The following is a 23,164-nucleotide window of genomic DNA, read 5'->3' on the forward strand; positions in this document are numbered from 1 at the left end:
TTAGGAATGGATATGGACATTGAAATGAAGTTGCTACGAGCTTTCGTCGCACTTGTTGAGGTAGGGAATTACCGTGTCGCTTCTGAGCAATTATTTATAACACAACCCGCGTTAACTAAACAAATTCAAGCATTTGAACGAGCAATTGATCGAAGACTGTTTGTTCGTGGTCGAAATGGCGCAAAGTTAACTGAAGTTGGGAAGGCGCTATATCCTGAAGTAAAAAAACTATTACAACAGAATAAGAAATTTTTACTCTTTGCTAATAATATTAAAAAAAACATGAATGGAGTTCTTTCAATCGGTTTTGGCATATCTTGTTTTCAACATGTTCCTAAATGGATTCGAACTTTTTCTGAAAGAAATCCGCAATGCCATGTTTCAGCAAAACAACTTCCCTCAAACGAGCAAGTTACTCTGCTAATGCAGGGGGAATTAGATATTGGTTTTGTCCGTATGCCTGTGCCAGAGTCATTGAGTTCAATTATGTTATTTAAAGAGTATATCGTGCTAGCAGTACCAAATAATCTAAAAGTCAGTAGGAACAATCTTAAAGATGTACTAGAAACGCATCCCTTATTACATATAAACCCCTGCTTGGCGCCTTGTTTGACCGAGCAAACAAAATTATTACTTGAGGCTATAAACGCTATACCAAAACAGGGCGGGGCGACGAATGATCTTCCCTCTCTTTTGGCTTTAATTGCTGCCAAAAATGGCATTGCTTTTGTGCCCGCTAGTGTTTGTCATTTTTTACCTAAAGGTGTAAAACTTGTCACGCTTGAATTAGTTCAAACGGGATGGGATATTGCGGTTGCATGGAATGAAAAAATTGAAAATAAACAGCGTAATTTATTTTTAGAAATGAACATCAATCACATAACAAACGTTGTTGTTTAATCGTTTTATGATTCGGTGGGGTGATATCAATAAAAACCATTTTACAAGGTGCACTATAAGGTTGGCTGTAAACTTGATATTGCCACTCTTTTGGTATGATTTTATCTACCGTATGAGGGTAACTATCAAGTAAAGCAAACGCCATTTGCTGTGCTTTGAAATGTTGATGAAAATAGTGGTGTTGATGAATAATTGAGGTTAAATAACGAATAAAACCCAGCATGATGATGGCAAACATTAAACATGACAACATAACTTCAATTAAACTAAAGCCAGCTGTTTTTTTATTACTTATATTTTTACTATTCACAATCAATCATCTTCTTTTCAGGGCAATAATCTAACCAATGACCTTTTTCAACAATAAGTTGGTTATCTTCAAAATGCATTAACATATAAAGGTAATAATCATCATTAGCCTGTCCACGTACTAGGGTGTAGTTATCCACTTTTAATCGCGATTTTTTTATACATGCTTTTAATTGATATTGAGTATCAGATAAGCATTGCCACTCTTCAGTTGGCGGTTGCCAAATTTGTTTGGTTGCCCAATTTAAACTGGAACTAGCTTGATTAAACTGACGATAATATTGGATTTCAATCAAATAACTCCTTTTTATCGAATCAATGGTAGTTTGAAACCCCGTTAACAATAGAAGTCCGACAATGGTTAATATGATCACCATCAAAAGCGTGCTAAAGCCATCATATTGAGTTACTGAACGATTAAAAGGGATTTTCATTTTTAATAATGGTTGTTGTTTGATATTTAATTTTTTTGTTTTTCTTCAACTGAGCACTAATATCTATCTCAAAATGATTATTTTGTTTTTTGATTGAAAATTGAGTGATTTTAATGTCGTGAGGATCGAAAATTTTCTCCCAATTGACACCTTCGCAATTGATTGTTCCAACCTTATATTCCAAATTATTATTATAAAGCCGATACGCAAAGATATCTGATTTGGTTGGAATAGTCGTATTATAAACCCAATCATTACGGATCTCGCTATCGTAACGGATGATATAACAATTTTTTGCTGGGTTGATTTCAATTGGTTGCTGACTCATCTTTTCTGGTTTATTGGCGATAAACCCAGCACGTTTCAAATCTTTGGAAATACTAACAATTCCTTGATGAATATTCCTTTGTAGATGAGTATTAAGATTTTGCTGAAGTATAATCGATTGTAATTTACTATAAAAAGCTGTAATGCCAATGAAGATTAAGCTAGAAAAGGTGATGCTTAACATCATTTCAAATAACGAAAAACCATCTTGCTTTAACATCGCGGCAGCCCTGGTAAATAACTATTTTTCTTACAAAACCGAATCCGCCCTCGATATGAAATAATAATTTGTGTGGTGCCAATGGCATTATGCAATTCGAATGTACCGGTTTGAGCCATATTTTTTCGCCCCCAAAAAGAGATGGTTTTTTTATCGGCTAAATCATTTAATTCAACAGAATTGTTGGGTTTAATAAAATAGCTAGAGCCTTCTTGGCAAGTCGCTGGTTTTTCGCCTTTGCTGATGCTTAAGCACCAAGGTGTCAAAAAATAATAGATGTGGACATTTTCGTTAGCGTTATAAGCTTTGGCTTGGACTTCCTCCAAAAAATAGGCTAGCTGTTTTGTGGTAGTAGTAAGTTCGTTACGGAGCTGTAATTCCTTCCAATGTTGCACGCCTATTGAAGCCAAAATAGCACCAATACAGATAACAAATAAAAGTTCTACTAAAGAAAATCCATCGTTTTGCATTATTTTTTGTTACAAGATTTAATGAGGATTCAACTTTATATTCAAAGAAAACAACTGTATTAAATATTGTTCAGATTTTGTGAAAGGTATTCCAAATAATTTATCCTTTTTGAGAAATCTCAATGATACGATAAACCACTTAAAAATAACTGCATATTATATTATACTGTTTGCCCAATTAAATTTGCTAACGGACTTAAAGTTAAAGGAAACGAGAAATGCAACAATTACAAACTATTATTGAGGCAGCATTTGAACGTCGTGCTGAAATTACGCCTTCAAATGTTGATACTGTAACACGTGATGCAATTAATCAATGTATCGCTCTATTAGACAGCGGTAAAATGCGTGTCGCGGAAAAGATTAATGGCGATTGGGTGACTCATCAATGGTTAAAAAAAGCGGTATTGCTCTCTTTCCGTATTAATGAAAATCAACTTATTGATGGTGGCGCAACAAATTATTATGACAAAGTGCCATTAAAATTTGCTGATTATGATGAAGCTCGCTTCCAACAAGAAGGCTTCCGTGTAGTTCCATCAGCAATTGCGCGTAAAGGTGCTTATGTTGCTCGTAATACCGTATTAATGCCATCTTACGTAAATATCGGTGCTTATGTTGATGAAGGCACGATGGTTGATACTTGGGTAACTGTTGGTTCATGTGCACAAATTGGTAAAAATGTTCACTTATCGGGTGGTGTTGGTATTGGTGGTGTGTTAGAACCATTACAAGCAAACCCAACTATTATCGAAGATAACTGTTTCATTGGTGCTCGTAGTGAAATCGTTGAAGGTGTGATTGTTGAAGAAGGCAGTGTGATCTCAATGGGCGTATTTATTGGTCAAAGTACTAAAATTTATGATCGAGCAACTGGTGAAGTTCATTACGGACGTGTTCCAGCTGGTTCGGTTGTGGTATCAGGTAACTTACCAACTAAAGATGGCAAATATAGCCTTTATTGTGCAGTTATTGTGAAAAAAGTCGATGCTAAAACTTTAGGTAAAGTTGGTATCAACGAATTACTTCGTACTATCGATTAATCTTAATAATAATGCCGCCGTAAATATTGTGGCGGCAATTAAAAGAGTTGTTTAAAATAAGTAATATTTATAACGATTAGAAGAGGAAAATTTATGCCTTCTTTTGATATTGTGTCAGAAATTCAAATGCCAGAAGTTAAAAACGGTGTCGACAATGCGACTCGTGAACTGACTACTCGTTGGGACTTCAAAAATGTCGAAGCATCTTTTGAGCTCAATGAAAAAAATGAAACCATCAAAGCAACTAGCCAATCCGATTTCCAAGTTCAACAGCTATTGGATATTTTACGTGATAAGTTGGCTAAACGTGGTATTGATGGCGGAGCGCTAGAAATTCCGGAAGAGCTGGAACATAGCGGAAAATTTTATAGTATTACGGTCAAACTAAAACAAGGTATCGATAAAGAGTTAGCTAAAAAAATAGTTAAGCTGATTAAAGACAGTAAACTTAAAGTGCAAGCTCAAGTACAAGGTGAGCAGGTTCGCGTTACAGGTAAGTCTCGTGATGATTTACAAGCAACCATGGCACTAGTCAAAAATGGTGAATTAGGGCAACCTTTCCAATTTACTAATTTCCGCGATTAATAGATCTTCATTCATTATTATTGCCGACTTGATGATTCCCTTTTAAAGCATTTTTCGGCAATATTTTTTTATCTATTTTCTTAATAAATCTTAAAAAAAGTTGAGGAACGCACTTTTTGAAGCTTATATTTTTAAGAATAAATGCTTTTATCTTTATTTTTAGGGATGTTATTTCTAAATAACGAGATTTTTTTAGTTAAATACGTTATGCTATCCGCTTGTCTATCCTCTTAAATTTAAAAATACTTATTATTATGAAAAAATTCGTGTTATTTTTCGTTTTTTTTATTTTTTCATCCCCTTTATTTGCTCAAAATCCCAATAGTGAAGAAAAGAAAGCGTTTATTGATGACTTGATGTCAAAGATGACGATTAAAGAAAAAGTAGGGCAACTGCGATTAATCAGTGTGGGTGGCGATCTTACACTAGACAAAGTCCTTGACCAAATTGAAGCGGGTGAAATTGGTGGTATTTTTAATACTGTAGTTGAGCCCGATCTATCACAAATGCAAGAAAGAGCATTAAAATCGCCGAATAAAATCCCTGTTTATTTTGGTTTTGACATTATTCATGGTCATCGTACGGTATTTCCTATTAATTTAGGGATTGCTGCAACTTGGGATCGTGATGCGATAGGTAAAGTTGCTGAAGTATCGTCTGATGAAGCAACTTCTGATGGGCTTAATGTAACTTGGGCGCCAATGGTCGATATTACGCGAGATCCAAGGTGGGGCCGAGTGTCAGAAGGATTTGGTGAAGATCCTTATTTAGCGTCGGAAGCAGGACGTATTTTTGTCGAAAAAATGCAAAAACAGTCTCTTGAGGATAAAAAATCATTAGTGACAACCGTTAAGCATTTTGCGCTATATGGTGCGGTTGAAGCTGGTCGTGAATATAATAGTACGGATATGAGTGAACGAAAAATGTTCCAAGAATATCTTGTACCATATAAAGCGGCTGTAGATGCAGGCAGCCGAGCGGTTATGGTTGCACTTGTTAGTGTAAACGGTATTCCTGCTACCTCTAATCATTGGTTATTAACCGAGGTACTGCGTGATCAATGGCATTTTGATGGTGTAGTGGTTAGTGATCATGGTGCTATTCGTGAATTAATTAATCACGGTGTGGCAAAAGACGCTAAAGATGCAGTTAGAATTGCGATCCTAGCTGGTATTGATATCAGTATGAATGATGAGTATTTTTTACAGTTTATACCAGAACTAGTTAATGAAGGTGCAATCTCTCAAGAGCAGATTAACCAAGCGTGTCGTCATGTATTAGAACTGAAGTATGATATGGGATTATTTAAAAATCCTCATCGAAATTTAGATCCTAATTTTGATATTGAAACCATGTTCGCCAACGATCGTTTACATCGTGCAGAAGCAAGGGATGTTGCGCGTCGTAGTATTGTATTGTTAAAAAATGAAAACAATGTTTTACCGTTGAGCAAAAATAAAAAAATTGCGGTGATTGGACCGTTAGCAGATTCAAAACGCGATATTTTGGGTAGTTGGTCTGGTGCTGGGCGAGCTAATTTAGCCGTAACCCCTTTGGAAGGGATTAAGAATGCTGTGGTTAATCCAAAATTAGTTAGCTATGCATGGGGTGCCAATATTTCAGATGATCCAAATCTTTATAAATTCTTAAATTTATATGAAGAGATCACTAAATTTGATAAAAGACCTGCTGATAAAATGATTGCCGAAGCGGTTGCTCAAGCTAAAAGATCAGATGCTGTTGTTTTATGTGTTGGCGAAGCCGAAGGGATGGCGCATGAATCATCAAGCCGAACTGACCTCAATTTACAAGCAAGCCAAAAACGTTTAATTACAGCATTAAAAGCAACAGGTAAACCACTAATTATTGCATTGATGAATGGGCGCCCACTTACCGTGAAAGAAGAATATGAACAAGCCGATGCGATGCTTGAAACTTGGTTTTTAGGTACTGAAGGTGGTAATGCTGTAGCTGATGTTCTCTTTGGTGATTATAACCCTTCAGGTAAATTACCGATGTCTTTCCCAGATAATGTTGGTCAAATTCCTGTTTATTATGGTCAATTAAATACTGGTCGACCTCATGGTACGGTCAATATGGGTAAATACACCACTTCTTATTTTGATAGTCCAAACGAACCGTTATTTCCATTTGGTTATGGTTTGAGTTATACCAATTTTACGATTGATTTTTCACTATCAAAAACTGAAATGTCGCCAAATGGTGAAATCGAAGTGATAGCCAATGTAGAAAATACTGGTGATAGAGAGGGGACGCAAGTTGTCCAATTATACTTGCAAGATGTGACTGCTTCAGTTAGCCGTCCTGTCAAAGAGTTAGTTGGATTTGAGAAAATAGCACTTAAACCTCACGAAAAAGGCCAAGTAAAATTTGTTATCAAATATGACATGTTAAAATTCTGGAATGACAAAATGCAATATGTTGCAGAACCAGGCAAATTTAATGTGTTTGTAGGCTCAGATTCGACAACCAAACAAAAGCAAACATTCACTTTACTTGACAAATAAACACAAAAACCGTCGGTTTTAATCGACGGTTTAGTTCTTTTATTCAATCTTTCAATCTTTCAACCTTTAAGACTATATTTACTGATATCGTTTACGTTTTTAAGGTAAAAAAATACGAGTCAATGACTCGCATTTAATCCATTTATTATTACAATTATCTATTGAGTGCTTTTACTTTCAGAACTAATCCATCAACAGCAATCACTTCAACAGGTTGTCCAACTTCTAGATCTTGGTTACATTTTGCTGACCATGTGCCATCTTTTATTTTTACCCGACCCGAACCATTAATTATAGCCTCGGTAACGATGGTTTTGATTCCGATTAATTCTTGTTGGGGTTGATTGATTTCACTTTTACCAGATTTATCTTTACCATGTTTTTTTAACCACACCCACCAAAGATAAGCCGATACCAAAGTAAAAATAGCAAATAAAATCCATAGAATTGGCCAAGATAAAGGGACAACCCAAGCTATTAAACCAACAACAATGGCTGCAATCCCACTCCAAAGCCCATATCCGGAAGTTCCCAATAGCTCAAGGATCAGTAAAATACCACCTAAAGCAATAAATACCCAGTGAGGATAATCATAAATAACCGTTAAAAAATCAGTCATTGATTGTTACCTAATTCATTGAAATATAATATCTTCCTAATTAGATTAGGAAGAATTGTTTCACTAAAGCAAATTATTTAGAGTTTTTAATTAATTCTGCAATACCGCCAATGCTACCCATTAAGCTAGAAGCATCTAGTGGCATCATCACTACTTTACTGTTATCTGAAGCACCGATTTGTTGTAAAGCTTCAGTATATTTTTGAGCAACGAAGTAGTTGATCGCATTAATGTTACCAGCAGCAATCGCTTCTGAAACCATTTGTGTAGCTTTTGCTTCGGCTTCGGCAGCACGTTCACGCGCTTCTGCTTGTAAAAATGCAGCTTGTTTTTCACCTTCTGCTTTTAATATTTCTGACTGTTTTTCACCTTCAGAGCGTAAAATAGCCGCTTGGCGGATACCTTCTGCTTCAAGGATCTCAGCACGTTTGTTACGTTCAGCTTTCATTTGCGCGTTCATGGCTGCAATAAGTTCTGCTGGTGGGCGAACGTCACGAATTTCGATACGGGTAATTTTAATTCCCCAAGGGCTAGTTGCATCATCAACAATGCTAAGAAGTTTTGAGTTGATGTGATCACGTTGTGATAACATTTCATCAAGTTCCATACTACCAAGTACAGTACGAATGTTTGTCATCATCAGATTAATAACCGCACGCTCAAGTTGATTAACTTGGTAAGCAGCTCTTGCAGCTTCTTGTACTTGAATAAAGCAAACCGCATCAATTTGTACATTCGCATTATCTTTAGAAATAACTTCTTGAGATGGGATATCAAGAACTTGTTCCATCATATTAATTTTGCGACCCACACCATCCATAAATGGGATAATGATGTTTAAGCCAGGCTCAAGCGTATGAGTGTATTTACCAAAACGCTCGATGGTATATTGGTATCCTTGTGGAACAATGGTAATAGCTTTAAAAACGGTTACGATAGCTAATAAAACTATTATCGCAATAAGAATATAAAATATAGGCATATATCAAAATCTCTAAATTTTATTAATGTATTGATTATTCTAATTGGTATTAGAATATTTGACAAACTATTAGTTTTTAACCATTTGAAATCAAAACAACCTAATAGATCATTTGTTAAATACGGCAACGTAGAAAATTATCTTGAAAAGATCAATCTTGCTCCTCGATTTTAATTTCATCATTAAGTTATTGAGCACTGCTTTATTCGCTGGTCTGAAATCATATAGGTTAAAATCGTTCAATCATCAATGTCATTAATTTAAAAAATGAGTCTAAATAAACCTATTTTTTATAAAGGCTAATTTTATTTATTGAATATAAAATATTCGCTTGACAACACACTAATGAACTAGTTTAATAGTACAACATCTTTTTTAAGCAGATATAATAATGATAAATCATCAAAATCCTATAACTCACTATAAAAAAACTACTGTTTTGAGTTGGTGGCGCATCACTTTCTGCGGGTGATGTGATGATGTCCTTTTTTCGCAAGACCCGCTAAATGCGGGTTTTTTAGTTTAAAAAAAAGATAAAAAATAATTTTATATAAAGAGAGTCAACAATGAATAAGCCTACATTAACACAAATAATCAAAACCATTGGTTATTATCAGGATCCGACTCAGGTATTTTATCAACTTTGTGATAATAAACCGGCAACATTGTTGCTTGAATCTGCCGAAATTGATAATAAACAAGGGATTAAAAGCGTAATGATCATTGATAGCGCTTTAACTATTTCGGCCCTAAACAACGAAGTGACTTTTCAAGCTTTAACCAGCAACGGGCAAAAATTATTACCTTTGTTAGAGCAAGCATTTCCTGATAACGTCACTAAAACAAAAATAGATGAACATAATCTTAAGTTAGTGTTTCCACCCATTGATGGTTTGCAAGATGAAGATTCTCGCTTGAAGTCATTATCGATTTTTGATGCATTAAGAACATTATTAAATATCGTTAATATTCCCGAAAAAGCGAGTTCAGATGCCGTTTTTGTTGGTGGATTATTTGCGTATGATTTAGTGACAAATTTTGAACATTTACCAATATTACCAACTGAACAACGTTGCCAAGATTTTCGTTTTTATTTAGCTGAAACTTTATTGGAAATTAATCACAAAGATCGCGTTTCATTATTAAAAGCAACGGCCTTTACTTCTTGTCCTGATGAAGTTACACGCTTAAATCAACGATTAGATGAATTACAAAATAAACTCAATCAACCAATGAGCACAATTAAAAGGCAATCGTTGGCTGAAATGGATGTTGCTTGTAATAAGAGTGATGATGATTTCAATACCATTGTTAAGAAAATGCAAGATGCGATTCAACAAGGTGAAATCTTCCAAGCTGTTCCATCTAGACGTTTTTCATTACCTTGTCCTCAACCATTATCTGCATATCAAGTCTTAAAAAATAATAATCCAAGCCCTTATATGTTTTATATGCAAGACGAGGATTTTGTTTTATTTGGTGCCTCACCTGAAAGTGCACTCAAATATAATAAAGCCAATAATCAAGTTGAAATTTATCCAATTGCTGGTACTCGCCCACGTGGTTTAAACACTAATGGCGAGATTGATTACGATTTGGATAGTCGATTAGAGTTGGAAATGCGCACCGATAAAAAAGAGTTAGCTGAACATTTAATGTTGGTCGATTTAGCACGAAATGATTTAGCTCGAATTTGTCAGCCAGGGACGCGATATACCAAAGAGTTATTAAAAGTTGATCGTTATTCTTACGTTATGCATTTAGTTTCAAGAATTGTTGGTCAACTACGTCAAGATCTTGATGCACTACATGCTTATCAAGCTACCATGAACATGGGAACATTAACTGGAGCGCCAAAAGTTAGGGCAATGCAGTTAATTGCCGAATCGGAAAAAATAAAACGGGGTAGTTATGGTGGGGCAGTTGGATATTTTACTGCCAATGGTGATCTTGATACTTGTATCGTTATTCGCAGTGCTTATGTGGAAGATGGTGTTGCAACCGTACAAGCTGGATGTGGCGTGGTTTTAGATTCAGAACCACAAGCAGAATCGGATGAATCACGTAACAAAGCACGTGCTGTTGTTCGCGCGATTATGGCAGCACATAATGTAGAAGGTGTATTCTAATGGCTAATATCTTATTTCTTGATAACGTTGATTCGTTTACTTATAACTTAGTCGATCAGTTACGTCACAATCAACATAACGTGACAATTTATCGCAACACAATTCCAGCTGATGTGATCATCGAAAAATTATCACAAATGCAAAATCCTATCCTAATGTTATCACCAGGACCTGGAGCACCGAGTGAAGCAGGTTCAATGCCTGAATTACTTAAACGTTTAAAAGGTAAATTACCGATCATTGGTATCTGTCTTGGACATCAAGCGATTGTTGAATCTTATGGTGGTATGATTGTCCCTGCGGGCGATATTTTACATGGAAAAGCTTCATTAATTGAACATGATGGGCAAGCGATGTTTAAAGACTTACCCAATCCATTACCGGTCGCGCGCTATCACTCATTAAAAGGTGAAAACATACCGAAAACATTAACCGTCAATGCCATGTGTAATAACATCGTTATGGCAGTACGTAATGACCAAGATCGGGTTTGCGGTTTTCAATTTCATCCTGAATCAATTTTAACGATTCAAGGGGTAAAATTATTAGAACAAACCATTGAATGGGCACTGAATCCACCACAAAAACAGCCAGAAGCAAAACAAGAAGCCATTGTTGATAAGCAAGAATACAATATTCAACCGATTTTAAATAAATTGTACTTAGGGCAAGTATTGTCTCAAGAAGAGAGTAAAATACTGTTTAATTTAATTATTCAAGGTAAAATAGAACCAACGGTACTAGCAACCGCTATCATTAGTATGAAAGTTCGGGGTGAAAAACCTGATGAAATTGCCGGAGCAGCTCAGGCCTTACTTGAAAATGCTGATCCATTTGAAGTGCCTGATTATGATTTTACCGACATCGTTGGGACTGGTGGAGATGGAACTAACAGCATCAATATCTCTACAGCCAGTGCTTTTGTTACTGCGGCATTAGGGTATAAAGTTGCTAAGCATGGTAACCGTGGTGTGTCGAGCAAATCAGGATCATCAGATGTTTTATCCGCTTTAGGTATTAAACTAAACATGTCAGCGGAAGCATCTCGAAAAGCGCTTGATGAATTAGGTGTGTGTTTCTTGTTTGCTCAGCAATATCACTCAGGATTTCGCCATGCTGCACCAGTACGTCAGCAACTTAAAACACGAACGATTTTTAATGTTCTTGGGCCGTTGATTAATCCATCACGACCAAAACGTATTTTACTTGGTGTTTATCATCCTGATTTGATAAAACCGATTGCAGAAACATTAAAAATGTTAAACTATACCCATGCTTATGTGGTACATGGCTCAGGGATGGATGAAGTCGCTATTCATGGCGAAACTCAAGTTGCCGAAGTAAAAAATGGCGAAATTCGCTATTTTACTTTGACACCAGAAGATTTTGGTCTACAGCAATATACTTTGAAAGATATTGAAGGTGGAACACCAGAAATGAATCGTGATTTATTGTTAGCGATTTTACAAGGACATGGTAAACCAGCGCATGAAGCAGCTATTGCTGCAAATGTGGCGATGTTAATTAGCCTATTTGGTGAACCAGACTTAAAACAAAATGCTAAGCGTGCAATAGAATTAATGCGTAGCGGTAAAGCTTATGAGCTATTACAAAAGTTAGCAGCAAGATAATGAGTGGAGAATAAGATGGCAATTGCAGCATTAACTGAAAATGTTGAAATGGCAACGGTCTTAAAAAAGATCATTGAAGATAAACAGCTATGGCTTGCCGAGCAACAAATTAAAAATCCACTGGCTAATTTTAAAAATAAAGTCGTACCTAGTGATCGTGATTTTTACCAAGCGTTAAATCAACCGAAAACGGTATTTATTTTAGAATGTAAAAAAGCATCGCCATCCAAGGGATTAATTCGAGATGATTTTGACCCAGCAAGTATAGCCAAAGTTTACAAAGATTATGCTTCGGCAATCTCAGTTTTAACTGACGAAAAATACTTTCAAGGTCGTTTTGAGTTTTTACCAATAGTACGTAATGAAGTCACCCAACCCGTACTTTGCAAAGACTTTATTATCGATGAATATCAAATTTACTTAGCACGTTATTATCAGGCTGATGCCATCTTGTTAATGTTATCGGTAGTCAATGATGATGAATATCGCCACTTAAGCCAAGTTGCTCACCAACTTAATATGGGGGTACTGACGGAAGCGAGTACCGAACAAGAAGTTGAACGAGCTATCAAACTTGGCGCTAAAGTGATTGGTATTAATAACCGTAATTTACGCGATCTGTCGGTTGATCTCAATCGGGTAAAAACTTTATCAAAAACAATCCCTGATGATCGAATCATTATTAGTGAATCAGGTATTTATACGCACAATCAAGTTAAAGATCTTAGCCATTATGCTAACGGTTTTTTAATTGGTAGTGCACTTATGTCTGAGCCAAACTTAACCTTAGCTATCCGTAAAGTAATGCTAGGTGAAAATAAAGTTTGTGGCTTAACCCAACCACAGGATGCAATAACCGTCTACCAAGCTGGTGCGGTTTATGGTGGATTAATTTTTGTGCCTAAATCACCAAGATATATAACACCGACTAAAGCGCGTAGTGTTATCGCATCGGCACCCTTGAATTGGGTTGGTGTTTTTAAAGATAGTGATATAGATGAAGTATGCGAAATAGCTAAACAACTATCACTTTATGCAGTGCAATTGCATGGTCATGAGGATGATAACTATATCAAAACACTTCGCCAAAAATTACCCTCAACCTGTCAGATCTGGAAAGCGTTAAGTATTAGCGATAACATCCCAAATCATGATAACCCACTAGTATCACGTTACATATTTGATAATGGTGCCGGTGGAACAGGTAAAAGTTTTGATTGGTCACTTTTACGTGACAAAGATTTAAGTAATGTCATTTTGGCTGGTGGTATTAACCCACAAAATGTGAGTGAGGCGCTCACTACCGATGTTATTGGTGTTGACCTTAATTCGGGCGTTGAAGTTTCACCAGGAATTAAAGATAAACAAAAAATCAAATTAGTATTTGAACAAATTTAACTGATTACATTAAAGGAATGGTTATGTCTAAATTAAATCCTTATTTTGGCAAATTTGGTGGTCAATATGTGCCACAAATATTGATGCCTGTGCTTGAACAACTTGAGGATGCTTTTATATCGGCGATACACGATCCAAGTTTTCAAAAAGAATTTAACGATCTTTTGGTTAACTACGCTGGTCGCCCGACAGCATTAACACTGTGTAAAAATCTTACCGCAGGGACCAAAACAAAACTATATCTAAAACGTGAAGATTTAGTTCACGGTGGTGCGCATAAAACTAATCAAGTATTAGGCCAAGCATTACTCGCTAAAAGAATGGGTAAAACTGAAATTATTGCCGAAACTGGCGCAGGTCAGCATGGCGTTGCTTCAGCATTGGCGTGTGCATTATTGGGTTTAAAATGCCGAATATATATGGGGGCTAAAGATGTTAAACGCCAAGCTCCGAACGTATTTAGAATGCGACTCATGGGGGCAACAGTTATTCCGGTTGAAACCGGCTCTGCAACCTTGAAAGACGCTTGTAATGAAGCATTGCGAGATTGGTCTGGTAGTTATGAAACCGCTCACTATATGTTAGGTACAGCTGCTGGACCGCACCCATTCCCGACCATAGTGCGTGAATTCCAACAAATAATTAGCCGTGAAGCAAAACAACAAATTTTGGAAAAAGAGGGTCGATTACCTGATGCTGTCATCGCTTGTGTTGGTGGCGGTTCAAACGCAATTGGGATGTTTGCTAATTTTATTGATGATAAGTCAGTAAAATTAATTGGGGTTGAACCAGGAGGCCATGGCATCGAAAGTGGCGAACATGGTGCATCACTTAAACATGGTAAACTCGGTATTTACTTCGGTATGAAAGCCCCAATGATGCAAACTGATGAAGGCCAAATTGAAGAGTCTTATTCGATTTCTGCAGGCCTTGATTTTCCAGCTGTTGGACCTCAACACGCTTATTTAGATAGTATTGGTCGGGCAGATTATGTCTCTATCACTGATGATGAAGCGCTTGAAGCGTTTCAGGCCTTATCACGCAATGAAGGAATTATTCCGGCTTTAGAGTCATCTCATGCCTTAGCCTATGCACTTAAGATGATTAAAGAAAATCCAAACAAAGAACAACTATTAATTGTCAATTTATCAGGTCGTGGCGATAAAGATATTTTTACGGTTTACGATGTATTAAAAGCAAAAGGAGAAATAGAATGAGCCGTTATCAAAAACTGTTTGACCGCTTAACAGTCGAAAAACGAGGTGCATTTGTTCCTTTTGTTCCAGTTGGTGACCCTAATCCACAGCTTTCCTATCAAATTATTCAAACAATGATTGATGCAGGGGCTGATGCGTTAGAACTAGGCATTCCTTTTTCTGACCCAATGGCAGATGGTCCAACTATACAAAATGCTAATATTCGTGCTTTTAATGGTGGCATAACCGTTGCAAAATGCTTCGAAATCTTAACCAAAATCAGGGAAAACAATCCTGATATTCCAGTTGGATTATTAATCTATGCCAATTTAGTATTTAAAAATGGTATTGATAACTTCTATGCGAAGTGTGCTAAAGCAGGGGTGGATTCAGTATTAATTGCTGATTTACCTGTAGAGTATGCCGAAGAGTTTACGGGTGCTGCTGAAAAACATGGCATCGCACCAATATTTATCTGTCCACCTAATGCGGACGATGAAGTGATTGAAAATATTGCTAAACGAGGCAAAGGTTATACTTACTTAGTATCACGAGCAGGAGTAACCGGTACAGAAAACCGTGCTAATAAACCACTCACTCATTTACTCGAAAAACTAACTGAATTTAAAGCACCACCAGCAATTCAAGGTTTTGGTATTTCAGAACCCGCTCAAGTTAGTGAAGCAATTAAATCGGGTGCAGCGGGAGCTATTGCTGGATCGGCAACGGTTAAAATCATTGAAAACAATCTTAATAATCCAGACAAAATGCTGAGTGAATTATCAACTTTCGTTAAAACCATGAAAGCAGCAACGCAAAAGTAACATTAACCAATGATTAATCCGCTGAATATTAGGCGGATTAATTCACTTGAAAAACGAATAATTATACATATATAAAACCTAACTATAGATTAATCATAATTGTTCACCAGTTAAAAATCATAGCCCCTTAGTTTCAATAACTTTAAGCTTTTTGTGAATTCTGATATGATTTTGGGTTGCAATTTTTACAAAATACAGTATAATCTTCAGCCATCTATCGCGGGGTGGAGCAGCTTGGTAGCTCGTCGGGCTCATAACCCGAAGGTCGTTGGTTCAAATCCAGCCCCCGCAACCACTTAAATTTTCATTCATATTAATCTATCCTATTTTTATTGTCTGAAAGTTCGAATCAAGTGGCTTCATTATATTATGTTTTATATGTAGCCTCGCTTGTCGGGGTTTTTTTATATGATTTAAACGTTAGTTTAAAAGGAATGTTGGGCTTTATGCCCTTTTTTATTTTCTGCAGTGGAGGTTTGTTTGGCTAATTTAGAACAGCAATTGACCGAAATCATCCAAGAGCCTGTTAATGCACTTGGCTTTGAGCTAGTTGGGGTTGAATACATTCGTGGTCGTTACCCAGTTTTGCGCGTATATATTGATAGTGAAAATGGTATTACCGTTGATGATTGTGCTGATGTTAGTCGACAAATTAGTGCGGTACTTGATGTAGAAGACCCAATTAAAGATGCTTACAATCTTGAGGTCTCCTCACCAGGTATGGATCGACCTTTGTTTACGCTTGAACATTACCAACGTTTTATTGGTGAAGAAGTCACAATAAGTTTGCGTATTCCTGTTGCCAATCGCCGCAAGTGGAAAGGAAAGATTAAATCCATTGATAATGAAATGATTACATTAATCGTGGATGAAAATGATGAAGTGTTTGCTTTTAGTAATATACAAAAGGCGAATATTGTACCTAATTTTAACCTTAAATAGAGTACGGGTGTAAAGGATGAATAAAGAAATTTTAGCTGTTGTTGAAGCGGTATCTAATGAAAAGGCACTTACACGTGACAAAATTTTCGAAGCGCTAGAAACCGCGTTAGCAACGGCCACTAAAAAGAAACATACTGTTGATATAGATGTTGTCGTAAAAATTGACCACAAAACGGGTGATTATGATACGTTCCGCCGTTGGTTAGTGGTTAATGAAGTGACTCAACCTACTAAAGAAATCACATTGGAAGCAGCTCAATTTGAAGATCCTAATGTAAAAGTAGGTGACTATGTTGAAGAACAAATTGAATCAGTCGCATTCGACCGCATTACAACACAAACAGCTAAACAAGTCATCGTTCAAAAAGTACGCGAAGCTGAGCGTGCTATGGTTATTGACATGTTTAGAAACCGAATTGGTGATATCGTAACGGGTATTGTTAAAAAGACCAACCGTGATAGTGTTATCCTTGATTTAGGTAATAACGCTGATGCAATGATGTCTCGCCATGATATGTTACCACGTGAAAACTTCCGAATTGGTGACCGTGTTCGAGGTATTTTATATCTTGTAGAACAAGATAATAAACCAGCACAACTCTGTGTTAGTCGTTCAAATCCTGAAATGATGGAAGAACTATTCCGTATAGAAGTACCTGAAATTGGCGAAGAGATGATCGACATCAAAGGTGTTGCTCGTGATCCAGGTTCTCGCGCTAAAATTGCTGTTAGCAGTAATGACCGCCGTATTGACCCTGTTGGTGCATGTGTCGGCATGCGAGGTGCTCGCGTTCAAGCTGTTTCGAATGAATTTGGTGGTGAACGTATTGATATTGTTTTATGGGATGATAACCCAGCTCAATATGTTATTAATGCTATGGCACCAGCCGATGTAGTATCTATCGTAGTTGATGAAGACAAACACACTATGGATGTTGCCGTTAATGCCGATACCTTACCGCAAGCTATCGGCCGTAATGGACAAAATATCCGTTTAGCATCACAACTTACTGGTTGGACGTTAAACGTCATGAGTACTGAAGATCTTCAAGAAAAACACCAAGCAGAATCTTTCGCAGCAATCAATAACCTAATGAAACATTTAGATATTGAAGAAGATCTTGCACAACTTTTAGTTGAAGAAGGATTTACTTCACTTGAAGAGCTTGCTTACGTACCAGTAGATGAGTTACTTGAAATTGAAGAACTTGATGAAGAACTGGTTGATGCATTAAGAAATCGAGCAAAAGATGCCTTAACGACTATCGCACTTGCTCACAGTGGTGATAAACGACCTGCACAAGATCTATTAGATCTACCAGGTATGACACAAGAATTAGCCTATCAATTAGCACAACAAGATATTGTGACTCTAGAAGATTTAGCTGAACAAGGTACAGATGATCTTACAGACATTGAAGGTTTAACAAGCAAACAAGCTGGCGATTTTATTATGGCTGCCCGTAATATTTGTTGGTTTGCAAATGAATAATTGAGGGAAAGTTATACATGACCAAAGTATCAATCGAAACACTGGCTCAAGAAATAAATACACCAGTGCAAACACTTTTGCAACAGTTTGCTGATGCCGGAATGAAAAAGACTGCATCAGATACTGTTACTCAAAAGGAAAAAGAAGCTTTGCTTGCGCATTTAAAACCTCAGCAAGGCCCAACAAAATTAACTTTACAACGTAAAACACATTCAACACTAAATGTGTCAAGCGGTGGTGGCAAAAGTAAAGAAATCAAAGTTGAAGTTCGTAAAAAACGCACTATCGTGAAACAAGATCCTGCTGAATTAGAGAAAGCGCGTCTTGAAGCGGAACAAAAAGCGAAACAAGAAGCTGAATTGAAAGCACGTAAAGAGGCTGAAGAAAAAGCTAAACAAGAGGCTCAAGAGCAGAAGAAACGCGAAGAAGCCGAAGCTAAAAAACGCAATCAAGAAGAAAAAGCGAAAGTTGCTCAAGAACAAGCAGCTGATCCAAAAGTGAAAAAAGCGCAAGAAGAAAAAGCTCGCTTAGAAGCCGAAGCAAACGAAATCAAGCGTAAAGCGGAAGAAGAAAACCGTCGTAAACTTGAAGAAGAAGCCAAACGTATGGCGGAAGAAGCGCGCAAACTTGCTGAACAATATAACGATAGTGATGAAACAGATAACAGTGATGATGATGATTATCATGTCACTACATCTAAATATGCTCGTGCAGCTGAAGATGATACCGACCGTGAAGTTGAAGGTGGTCGTGGTCGTGGACGCGGTAGTAAACAGACTAAACAGAAAAAATCGAGCAAATTATCAGAAGGTAAAGCAGAACGTGAAGAAGCGCGTGCCGTAACGCGTAGTAGCCACAAGAAGAAAGGCAAAAGTACGTTACAACAAAGCTTTACTAAACCAGTACAAGCAATTAACCGCGATGTGGTTATTGGTGAAACCATTACTGTTGCCGAACTTGCTAACAAAATGGCAGTAAAAGGTTCAGAAGTGATCAAAACCATGATGAAAATGGGTGCAATGGCAACCATCAATCAGGTTATCGACCAAGAAACCGCTCAACTTGTTGCTGAAGAAATGGGACACAAAGTGGTACTTCGTCGTGAAAACGAACTTGAAGAATCACTAATGAGCGACCGTGATACTGGTGCAGAAAAAGTTTCTCGTGCACCTGTTGTGACTATCATGGGCCATGTTGACCATGGTAAAACCTCACTACTTGACTATATTCGTAAAGCAAAAGTTGCTTCAGGCGAAGCTGGTGGTATTACTCAGCACATCGGTGCTTACCATGTTAAAACCTCAAGCGGAGAAATCACATTCTTAGATACTCCAGGCCATGCTGCATTTACATCAATGCGTGCTCGTGGTGCTAAAGCAACCGACATCGTGGTATTAGTTGTTGCAGCTGATGATGGTGTGATGCCACAAACAATTGAGGCGATTCAACATGCGAAAGCGGCAAATGTACCAATTGTTGTTGCAGTAAACAAAATTGATAAGCCAGAAGCCGATCCGGAACGTGTCAAAGGTGAACTTGCTCAATATGGCGTGATGTCAGAAGATTGGGGCGGTGATACTCAGTTCGTTCATGTTTCAGCAAAAGCTGGTACGGGAATTGACCAACTACTTGAAGCGATTTTATTACAAGCAGAAGTACTTGAACTTACTGCTTATGAATCAGGTATGGCTAGCGGTGTCGTTATCGAATCATTCCTTGATAAAGGTCGTGGTTCTGTTGCTACAGTACTTGTTCAATCAGGTACCTTACGTAAAGGTGATATCGTATTATGTGGATTTGAATATGGTCGTATTCGTGCAATGCGCAACGAATTAGGTAAAGAAGTTACCGAAGCGGGCCCATCAATTCCGGTTGAGATTTTAGGTCTTTCAGGTGTACCGTCAGCAGGTGATGAAGCAACAGTTGTACGTGATGAAAAGAAAGCTCGTGAAGTTGCCTTATATCGTCAAGGTAAATTCCGTGATGTTAAACTTGCACGTCAACAAAAAGCGAAACTTGAAAACATGTTTACTAACATGACTGAAGGTGACGTATCTGAACTTAATATCGTCCTTAAAGCTGACGTACAAGGTTCGGTTGAAGCAATTTCTGATTCATTACTTAAACTATCAACAGATGAAGTTAAAGTTAAAATCATTGGTTCAGGCGTAGGTGGTATCACCGAAACTGATGCATCACTTGCAGCAGCATCTAATGCTATTATCCTTGGTTTTAATGTTCGTGCCGATGCTTCAGCGCGTAAAGTTGTTGAAGCTGAAAACTTAGATTTACGTTACTATTCAGTTATTTATGACTTAATTGATGAAGTTAAACAAGCCATGAGCGGTATGCTTGCTCCAGAATACAAGCAAGAGATTATTGGTCTTGCTGAAGTGCGTGATGTATTTAAATCACCTAAATTTGGTGCAATCGCTGGTTGTATGGTAACTGAAGGCGTAGTTAAACGTCATAACCCAATTCGTGTATTACGTGATAACGTGGTTATCTATGAAGGCGAACTTGAATCATTACGTCGCTTCAAAGATGACGTTAACGAAGTTCGTAACGGCATGGAGTGTGGTATTGGTGTTCGTAACTACAATGATGTTCGCGTTGGCGATACTATCGAAGTCTTTGAAACTGTCGAAATCCAGCGTACTATTTAGTTAATACGCTAAATAAGCAAGGTTTTTATAAACCTTGCTTATTCACATTTTAAGGAAAATAGATATGGCAAAAGCATTTAATCGATCATCTCGGGTCGGACACGAATTACAAAAAGAGATTGCGATTATTTTACAGCGTGAAATCAAAGATCCACGTTTAGGCATGGTAACGGTTTCGGGTGTAGATATTTCACGTGATCTCTCTTATGCAAAAGTGTTTGTAACGTTTTTAAACGATGATGATCCACAAGTTATCGAGCAAGGATTGACTGTCTTAAATGATGCTAAAGGGTATATTCGAACACTCATTGGTAAAGCAATGCGTTTACGAATTATTCCTGAAATTAAATTCTTTTATGATGAATCACTTGTTAAAGGTATGCAGATGTCTAGTCTAGTATCTGATGTTATTAAACAAGATAACGAACGTCATAAAGATTAATAATAAAATTGCTCAATATTGTAAAAAATATTGAGGAGTGTGATCCGTTTCAAATAAAATATCGATGATGAATATAAAAAAAACTCGCCGTGATGTTCACGGCGTTTTGTTATTAGACAAACCACAAGGCATGACATCAAATGATGCCTTACAAAAAGTGAAAAGATTATTCAACGCAAAAAAAGCAGGGCATACTGGCGCGCTAGATCCATTAGCCACTGGGATGTTACCTATCTGTTTTGGTGAAGCGACGAAATTTTCACAATACTTATTAGATTCTGACAAACGCTATCGCGTGATCGCCAAATTGGGTGAGCGTACTGACACGTCTGATGCGGATGGTCAAATAATTTCAACTAGATCGGTTAATATTACTCAATCACAAATCGAAGAAGCATTAACTCATTTTCGCGGTGATATTTTACAAGTTCCAACCATGTTTTCGGCTTTAAAATATCAAGGCAAACCACTTTATGAATATGCTCGCCAAGGTATTGTTATAGAGCGAGAAGCTAGGCCCATTACAATTTATGAAAACCAGTTTATCCAATACGATTCAACTAAGCACGAATTAACCTTAGAAATCCATTGTTCAAAAGGGACTTATATTCGTACCATTATTGATGATTTAGGTGAATTACTTGGCTGTGGGGCACATGTAATTTATTTAAGACGTCTACAAGTATCAAATTATCCTATCGATAACATGATCACCCTAGATGAATTGCAAAATGAACCAATGCTTATGCCAGTCGATAGCCCACTACAAGATCGCCCTAAAGTGGTATTAAGTGAAAGCCAAGGTAAAGACATTTTATTAGGTAGAACCGTAATTGTTGAAAATAGTGTAAGCGTTGAAACATTAGTAAGAATTTATCAAGGCCAACAATTTATTGGTGCAGGAACTCAAATCCTTAATAAATTGTCACCTAAAAGATTAATTTCAACATCCTAATTAAAACGTTAATCAATTTAAAATATTAGCAATTAGTAAAAAACATTTCGGTATCAATAGTATGGCATTGTGATAATGATGTCATATTATGTTCAAGAAGATCACATAACAATTGTGCTGATTTACATCCCATTTTGTATAAAGGCTTATTGACTCTACTCAATTGATCTAATTCATTATATTGAAGATCATTGGTATGGCTAATATAAGTAATTGCAAGCGGATGTAGTAATTGTGATTGGCTCTTTTTGACTTGGTGTAATGCGCCAAAAAGTGAACGATAATTCGATAAATAATTTTGCGTATGATAATAATCATAACAAGAGAGACTACTCAAATCCTCAAAAATAACGGCTGTCGGCGGCTTATTGCTTTGAAGTAGTGTCTTAATGGCATCTCGCCCATGTTCATACGTAAGGCAACCTTGAATGACATAATCACTATCGATCGGCATATTGATTCGTTGAAAAGCCTGTTGATAGCCTTGCAAGAAAAATGAGGAGTTAGTATTTTTATCGCTATTAATAAAAATTGCGATCTTATTATGCCCCTGCTCAATTAAATGCTGAGTGGTTTGATATCCAATTGTCAGATGATCGAAATGAACACAGGTAAAATTCTTCTTAAAATGATTAACAAATACAATGGGTGGTAATGAATTTTTATAACTATATAGCTGGGTAAGGTAGGGAGCTTGATTTATAATGATAATGCCAATAAAACAATTTTGCTTAATATATTGAATTAAATAATAGAGATCATTTTTAACCTTATAAGGAAATTGTAAATAAAACAGTTGAAACCCAGCTTCATGTAAAACTTGCTCAATACCAAAATTGATTAAGCTTTTAGAGATAAGCTGATTATCAACAACTAAAATTTTATTGCTTTCATGAACGGGTTGATAATCTTTTAAATTTTTTGATAGATCAACATTTAAAGCCTTCATCGCCTGATAAACAAGAAATTGAGTTTGTGGAGATGTTAGGTTGGGTGTTCTTAATACTCTTGATACAGATGCGATTGAAACCTTTGCCTCTTTCGCTATCATCGATAATGAGATCTTCGCCAT

21 protein-coding genes and 1 tRNA gene are annotated in these 23,164 nt (G+C 36.8%); 15 read left to right on the plus strand and 7 right to left on the minus strand.

Annotated features, from left to right (window positions below):
• Positions 1 to 12: 12 nt before the first annotated feature.
• Positions 13 to 900 carry a LysR family transcriptional regulator gene (locus tag J3U23_RS07200; RefSeq protein WP_267338885.1) on the plus strand — a complete coding sequence of 296 codons (888 nt, stop codon included), beginning with the start codon at positions 13 to 15 and terminating at the stop codon, positions 898 to 900.
• On the opposite strand, the gene J3U23_RS07205 is transcribed toward J3U23_RS07200, so the two are convergent.
• From J3U23_RS07205 to J3U23_RS07220, 4 genes are read right to left on the minus strand one after another with little or no spacing between them, the layout of a single operon-like run.
• On the minus strand, positions 872 to 1,210 hold the full coding sequence (locus tag J3U23_RS07205; RefSeq protein WP_267337725.1) for a type IV pilus modification PilV family protein: 339 nt from the start codon (positions 1,208 to 1,210) through the stop codon (positions 872 to 874). The two genes, J3U23_RS07200 and J3U23_RS07205, sit on opposite strands and share 29 nt — an antisense overlap.
• Entirely contained in the window at positions 1,203 to 1,643 is a 441-nt protein-coding gene (locus J3U23_RS07210) for a DUF2509 family protein (RefSeq protein ID WP_267365107.1), read from the minus strand. Before J3U23_RS07210 ends, J3U23_RS07205 begins: the two co-directional genes overlap by 8 nt.
• Positions 1,627 to 2,190, minus strand: a complete 564-nt coding sequence (locus tag J3U23_RS07215) for a prepilin peptidase-dependent protein (protein ID WP_267338886.1) — start codon at positions 2,188 to 2,190, stop codon at positions 1,627 to 1,629. Before J3U23_RS07215 ends, J3U23_RS07210 begins: the two co-directional genes overlap by 17 nt.
• The gene (locus tag J3U23_RS07220; RefSeq protein ID WP_267337728.1) at positions 2,184 to 2,660 is read right to left on the minus strand and encodes a prepilin-type N-terminal cleavage/methylation domain-containing protein; all 477 of its coding nucleotides are present in this window, start codon (positions 2,658 to 2,660) and stop codon (positions 2,184 to 2,186) included. The genes J3U23_RS07215 and J3U23_RS07220 overlap by 7 nt, the downstream gene beginning before the upstream one ends.
• Before the next feature lie 218 nt (positions 2,661 to 2,878).
• On the opposite strand from J3U23_RS07220, the gene dapD reads away from it, so the two are divergent.
• The 3 genes from dapD (at position 2,879) to bglX (ending at position 6,816) form a co-directional block, all read left to right on the plus strand.
• Positions 2,879 to 3,703, plus strand: coding sequence for a 2,3,4,5-tetrahydropyridine-2,6-dicarboxylate N-succinyltransferase (dapD, locus tag J3U23_RS07225; protein ID WP_065563367.1), 825 nt, complete (start codon positions 2,879 to 2,881; stop codon positions 3,701 to 3,703).
• Positions 3,704 to 3,796: 93 nt separating this feature from the next.
• On the plus strand, positions 3,797 to 4,288 hold the full coding sequence (locus J3U23_RS07230) for a YajQ family cyclic di-GMP-binding protein (RefSeq protein WP_065563368.1): 492 nt from the start codon (positions 3,797 to 3,799) through the stop codon (positions 4,286 to 4,288).
• A gap of 266 nt (positions 4,289 to 4,554) precedes the next feature.
• Positions 4,555 to 6,816 (plus strand): beta-glucosidase BglX, encoded by a 2,262-nt coding sequence (gene bglX, locus J3U23_RS07235; RefSeq protein WP_267338887.1) that lies wholly within the window; start codon positions 4,555 to 4,557, stop codon positions 6,814 to 6,816.
• 154 nt (positions 6,817 to 6,970) lie between these two features.
• Here bglX and J3U23_RS07240 read toward each other — a convergent pair whose 3' ends face one another.
• Both J3U23_RS07240 and J3U23_RS07245 read right to left on the minus strand, forming a co-directional pair.
• Positions 6,971 to 7,435, minus strand: a complete 465-nt coding sequence (locus J3U23_RS07240; protein ID WP_065563370.1) for an NfeD family protein — start codon at positions 7,433 to 7,435, stop codon at positions 6,971 to 6,973.
• 73 nt (positions 7,436 to 7,508) lie between these two features.
• Positions 7,509 to 8,417: an SPFH domain-containing protein gene (locus J3U23_RS07245; protein ID WP_065563371.1), complete on the minus strand. Its 909-nt coding sequence runs from the start codon at positions 8,415 to 8,417 to the stop codon at positions 7,509 to 7,511.
• Between the two features lie 566 nt (positions 8,418 to 8,983).
• On the opposite strand from J3U23_RS07245, the gene J3U23_RS07250 reads away from it, so the two are divergent.
• The 11 genes from J3U23_RS07250 (at position 8,984) to truB (ending at position 22,092) form a co-directional block, all read left to right on the plus strand.
• On the plus strand, positions 8,984 to 10,546 hold the full coding sequence (locus J3U23_RS07250) for an anthranilate synthase component 1 (RefSeq protein ID WP_267338888.1): 1,563 nt from the start codon (positions 8,984 to 8,986) through the stop codon (positions 10,544 to 10,546).
• Complete coding sequence (trpD, locus tag J3U23_RS07255) at positions 10,546 to 12,177, plus strand: bifunctional anthranilate synthase glutamate amidotransferase component TrpG/anthranilate phosphoribosyltransferase TrpD (RefSeq protein ID WP_065563373.1); 1,632 nt, start codon at positions 10,546 to 10,548, stop codon at positions 12,175 to 12,177. The genes J3U23_RS07250 and trpD overlap by 1 nt, the downstream gene beginning before the upstream one ends.
• Positions 12,178 to 12,192: 15 nt before the next feature.
• The gene (gene trpCF, locus J3U23_RS07260; RefSeq protein ID WP_065563374.1) at positions 12,193 to 13,575 is read left to right on the plus strand and encodes a bifunctional indole-3-glycerol-phosphate synthase TrpC/phosphoribosylanthranilate isomerase TrpF; all 1,383 of its coding nucleotides are present in this window, start codon (positions 12,193 to 12,195) and stop codon (positions 13,573 to 13,575) included.
• Positions 13,576 to 13,598: 23 nt separating this feature from the next.
• Positions 13,599 to 14,792, plus strand: a complete 1,194-nt coding sequence (trpB, locus tag J3U23_RS07265) for a tryptophan synthase subunit beta (RefSeq protein ID WP_267338889.1) — start codon at positions 13,599 to 13,601, stop codon at positions 14,790 to 14,792.
• The gene (gene trpA / locus J3U23_RS07270; RefSeq protein ID WP_267337732.1) at positions 14,789 to 15,595 is read left to right on the plus strand and encodes a tryptophan synthase subunit alpha; all 807 of its coding nucleotides are present in this window, start codon (positions 14,789 to 14,791) and stop codon (positions 15,593 to 15,595) included. Before trpB ends, trpA begins: the two co-directional genes overlap by 4 nt.
• 218 nt (positions 15,596 to 15,813) lie before the next feature.
• A tRNA-Met gene (locus tag J3U23_RS07275) sits at positions 15,814 to 15,890 on the plus strand.
• 185 nt (positions 15,891 to 16,075) lie between these two features.
• Positions 16,076 to 16,537: a ribosome maturation factor RimP gene (gene rimP, locus J3U23_RS07280; protein ID WP_065563377.1), complete on the plus strand. Its 462-nt coding sequence runs from the start codon at positions 16,076 to 16,078 to the stop codon at positions 16,535 to 16,537.
• A gap of 16 nt (positions 16,538 to 16,553) precedes the next feature.
• Positions 16,554 to 18,029 (plus strand): transcription termination factor NusA, encoded by a 1,476-nt coding sequence (gene nusA, locus J3U23_RS07285; protein ID WP_065563378.1) that lies wholly within the window; start codon positions 16,554 to 16,556, stop codon positions 18,027 to 18,029.
• Between the two features lie 17 nt (positions 18,030 to 18,046).
• Positions 18,047 to 20,695 (plus strand): translation initiation factor IF-2, encoded by a 2,649-nt coding sequence (gene infB / locus J3U23_RS07290; RefSeq protein ID WP_267331030.1) that lies wholly within the window; start codon positions 18,047 to 18,049, stop codon positions 20,693 to 20,695.
• Between the two features lie 64 nt (positions 20,696 to 20,759).
• Positions 20,760 to 21,137 carry a 30S ribosome-binding factor RbfA gene (gene rbfA / locus J3U23_RS07295; RefSeq protein WP_065559531.1) on the plus strand — a complete coding sequence of 126 codons (378 nt, stop codon included), beginning with the start codon at positions 20,760 to 20,762 and terminating at the stop codon, positions 21,135 to 21,137.
• Positions 21,138 to 21,201: 64 nt separating this feature from the next.
• Positions 21,202 to 22,092: a tRNA pseudouridine(55) synthase TruB gene (gene truB / locus J3U23_RS07300; protein WP_267331732.1), complete on the plus strand. Its 891-nt coding sequence runs from the start codon at positions 21,202 to 21,204 to the stop codon at positions 22,090 to 22,092.
• Between the two features lie 25 nt (positions 22,093 to 22,117).
• Here truB and J3U23_RS07305 read toward each other — a convergent pair whose 3' ends face one another.
• Complete coding sequence (locus J3U23_RS07305) at positions 22,118 to 23,164, minus strand: LacI family DNA-binding transcriptional regulator (protein ID WP_267338890.1); 1,047 nt, start codon at positions 23,162 to 23,164, stop codon at positions 22,118 to 22,120.

The organism is Gilliamella sp. B3367 (assembly GCF_026536825.1).
GTDB lineage: Bacteria > Pseudomonadota > Gammaproteobacteria > Enterobacterales > Orbaceae > Gilliamella > Gilliamella apicola_E.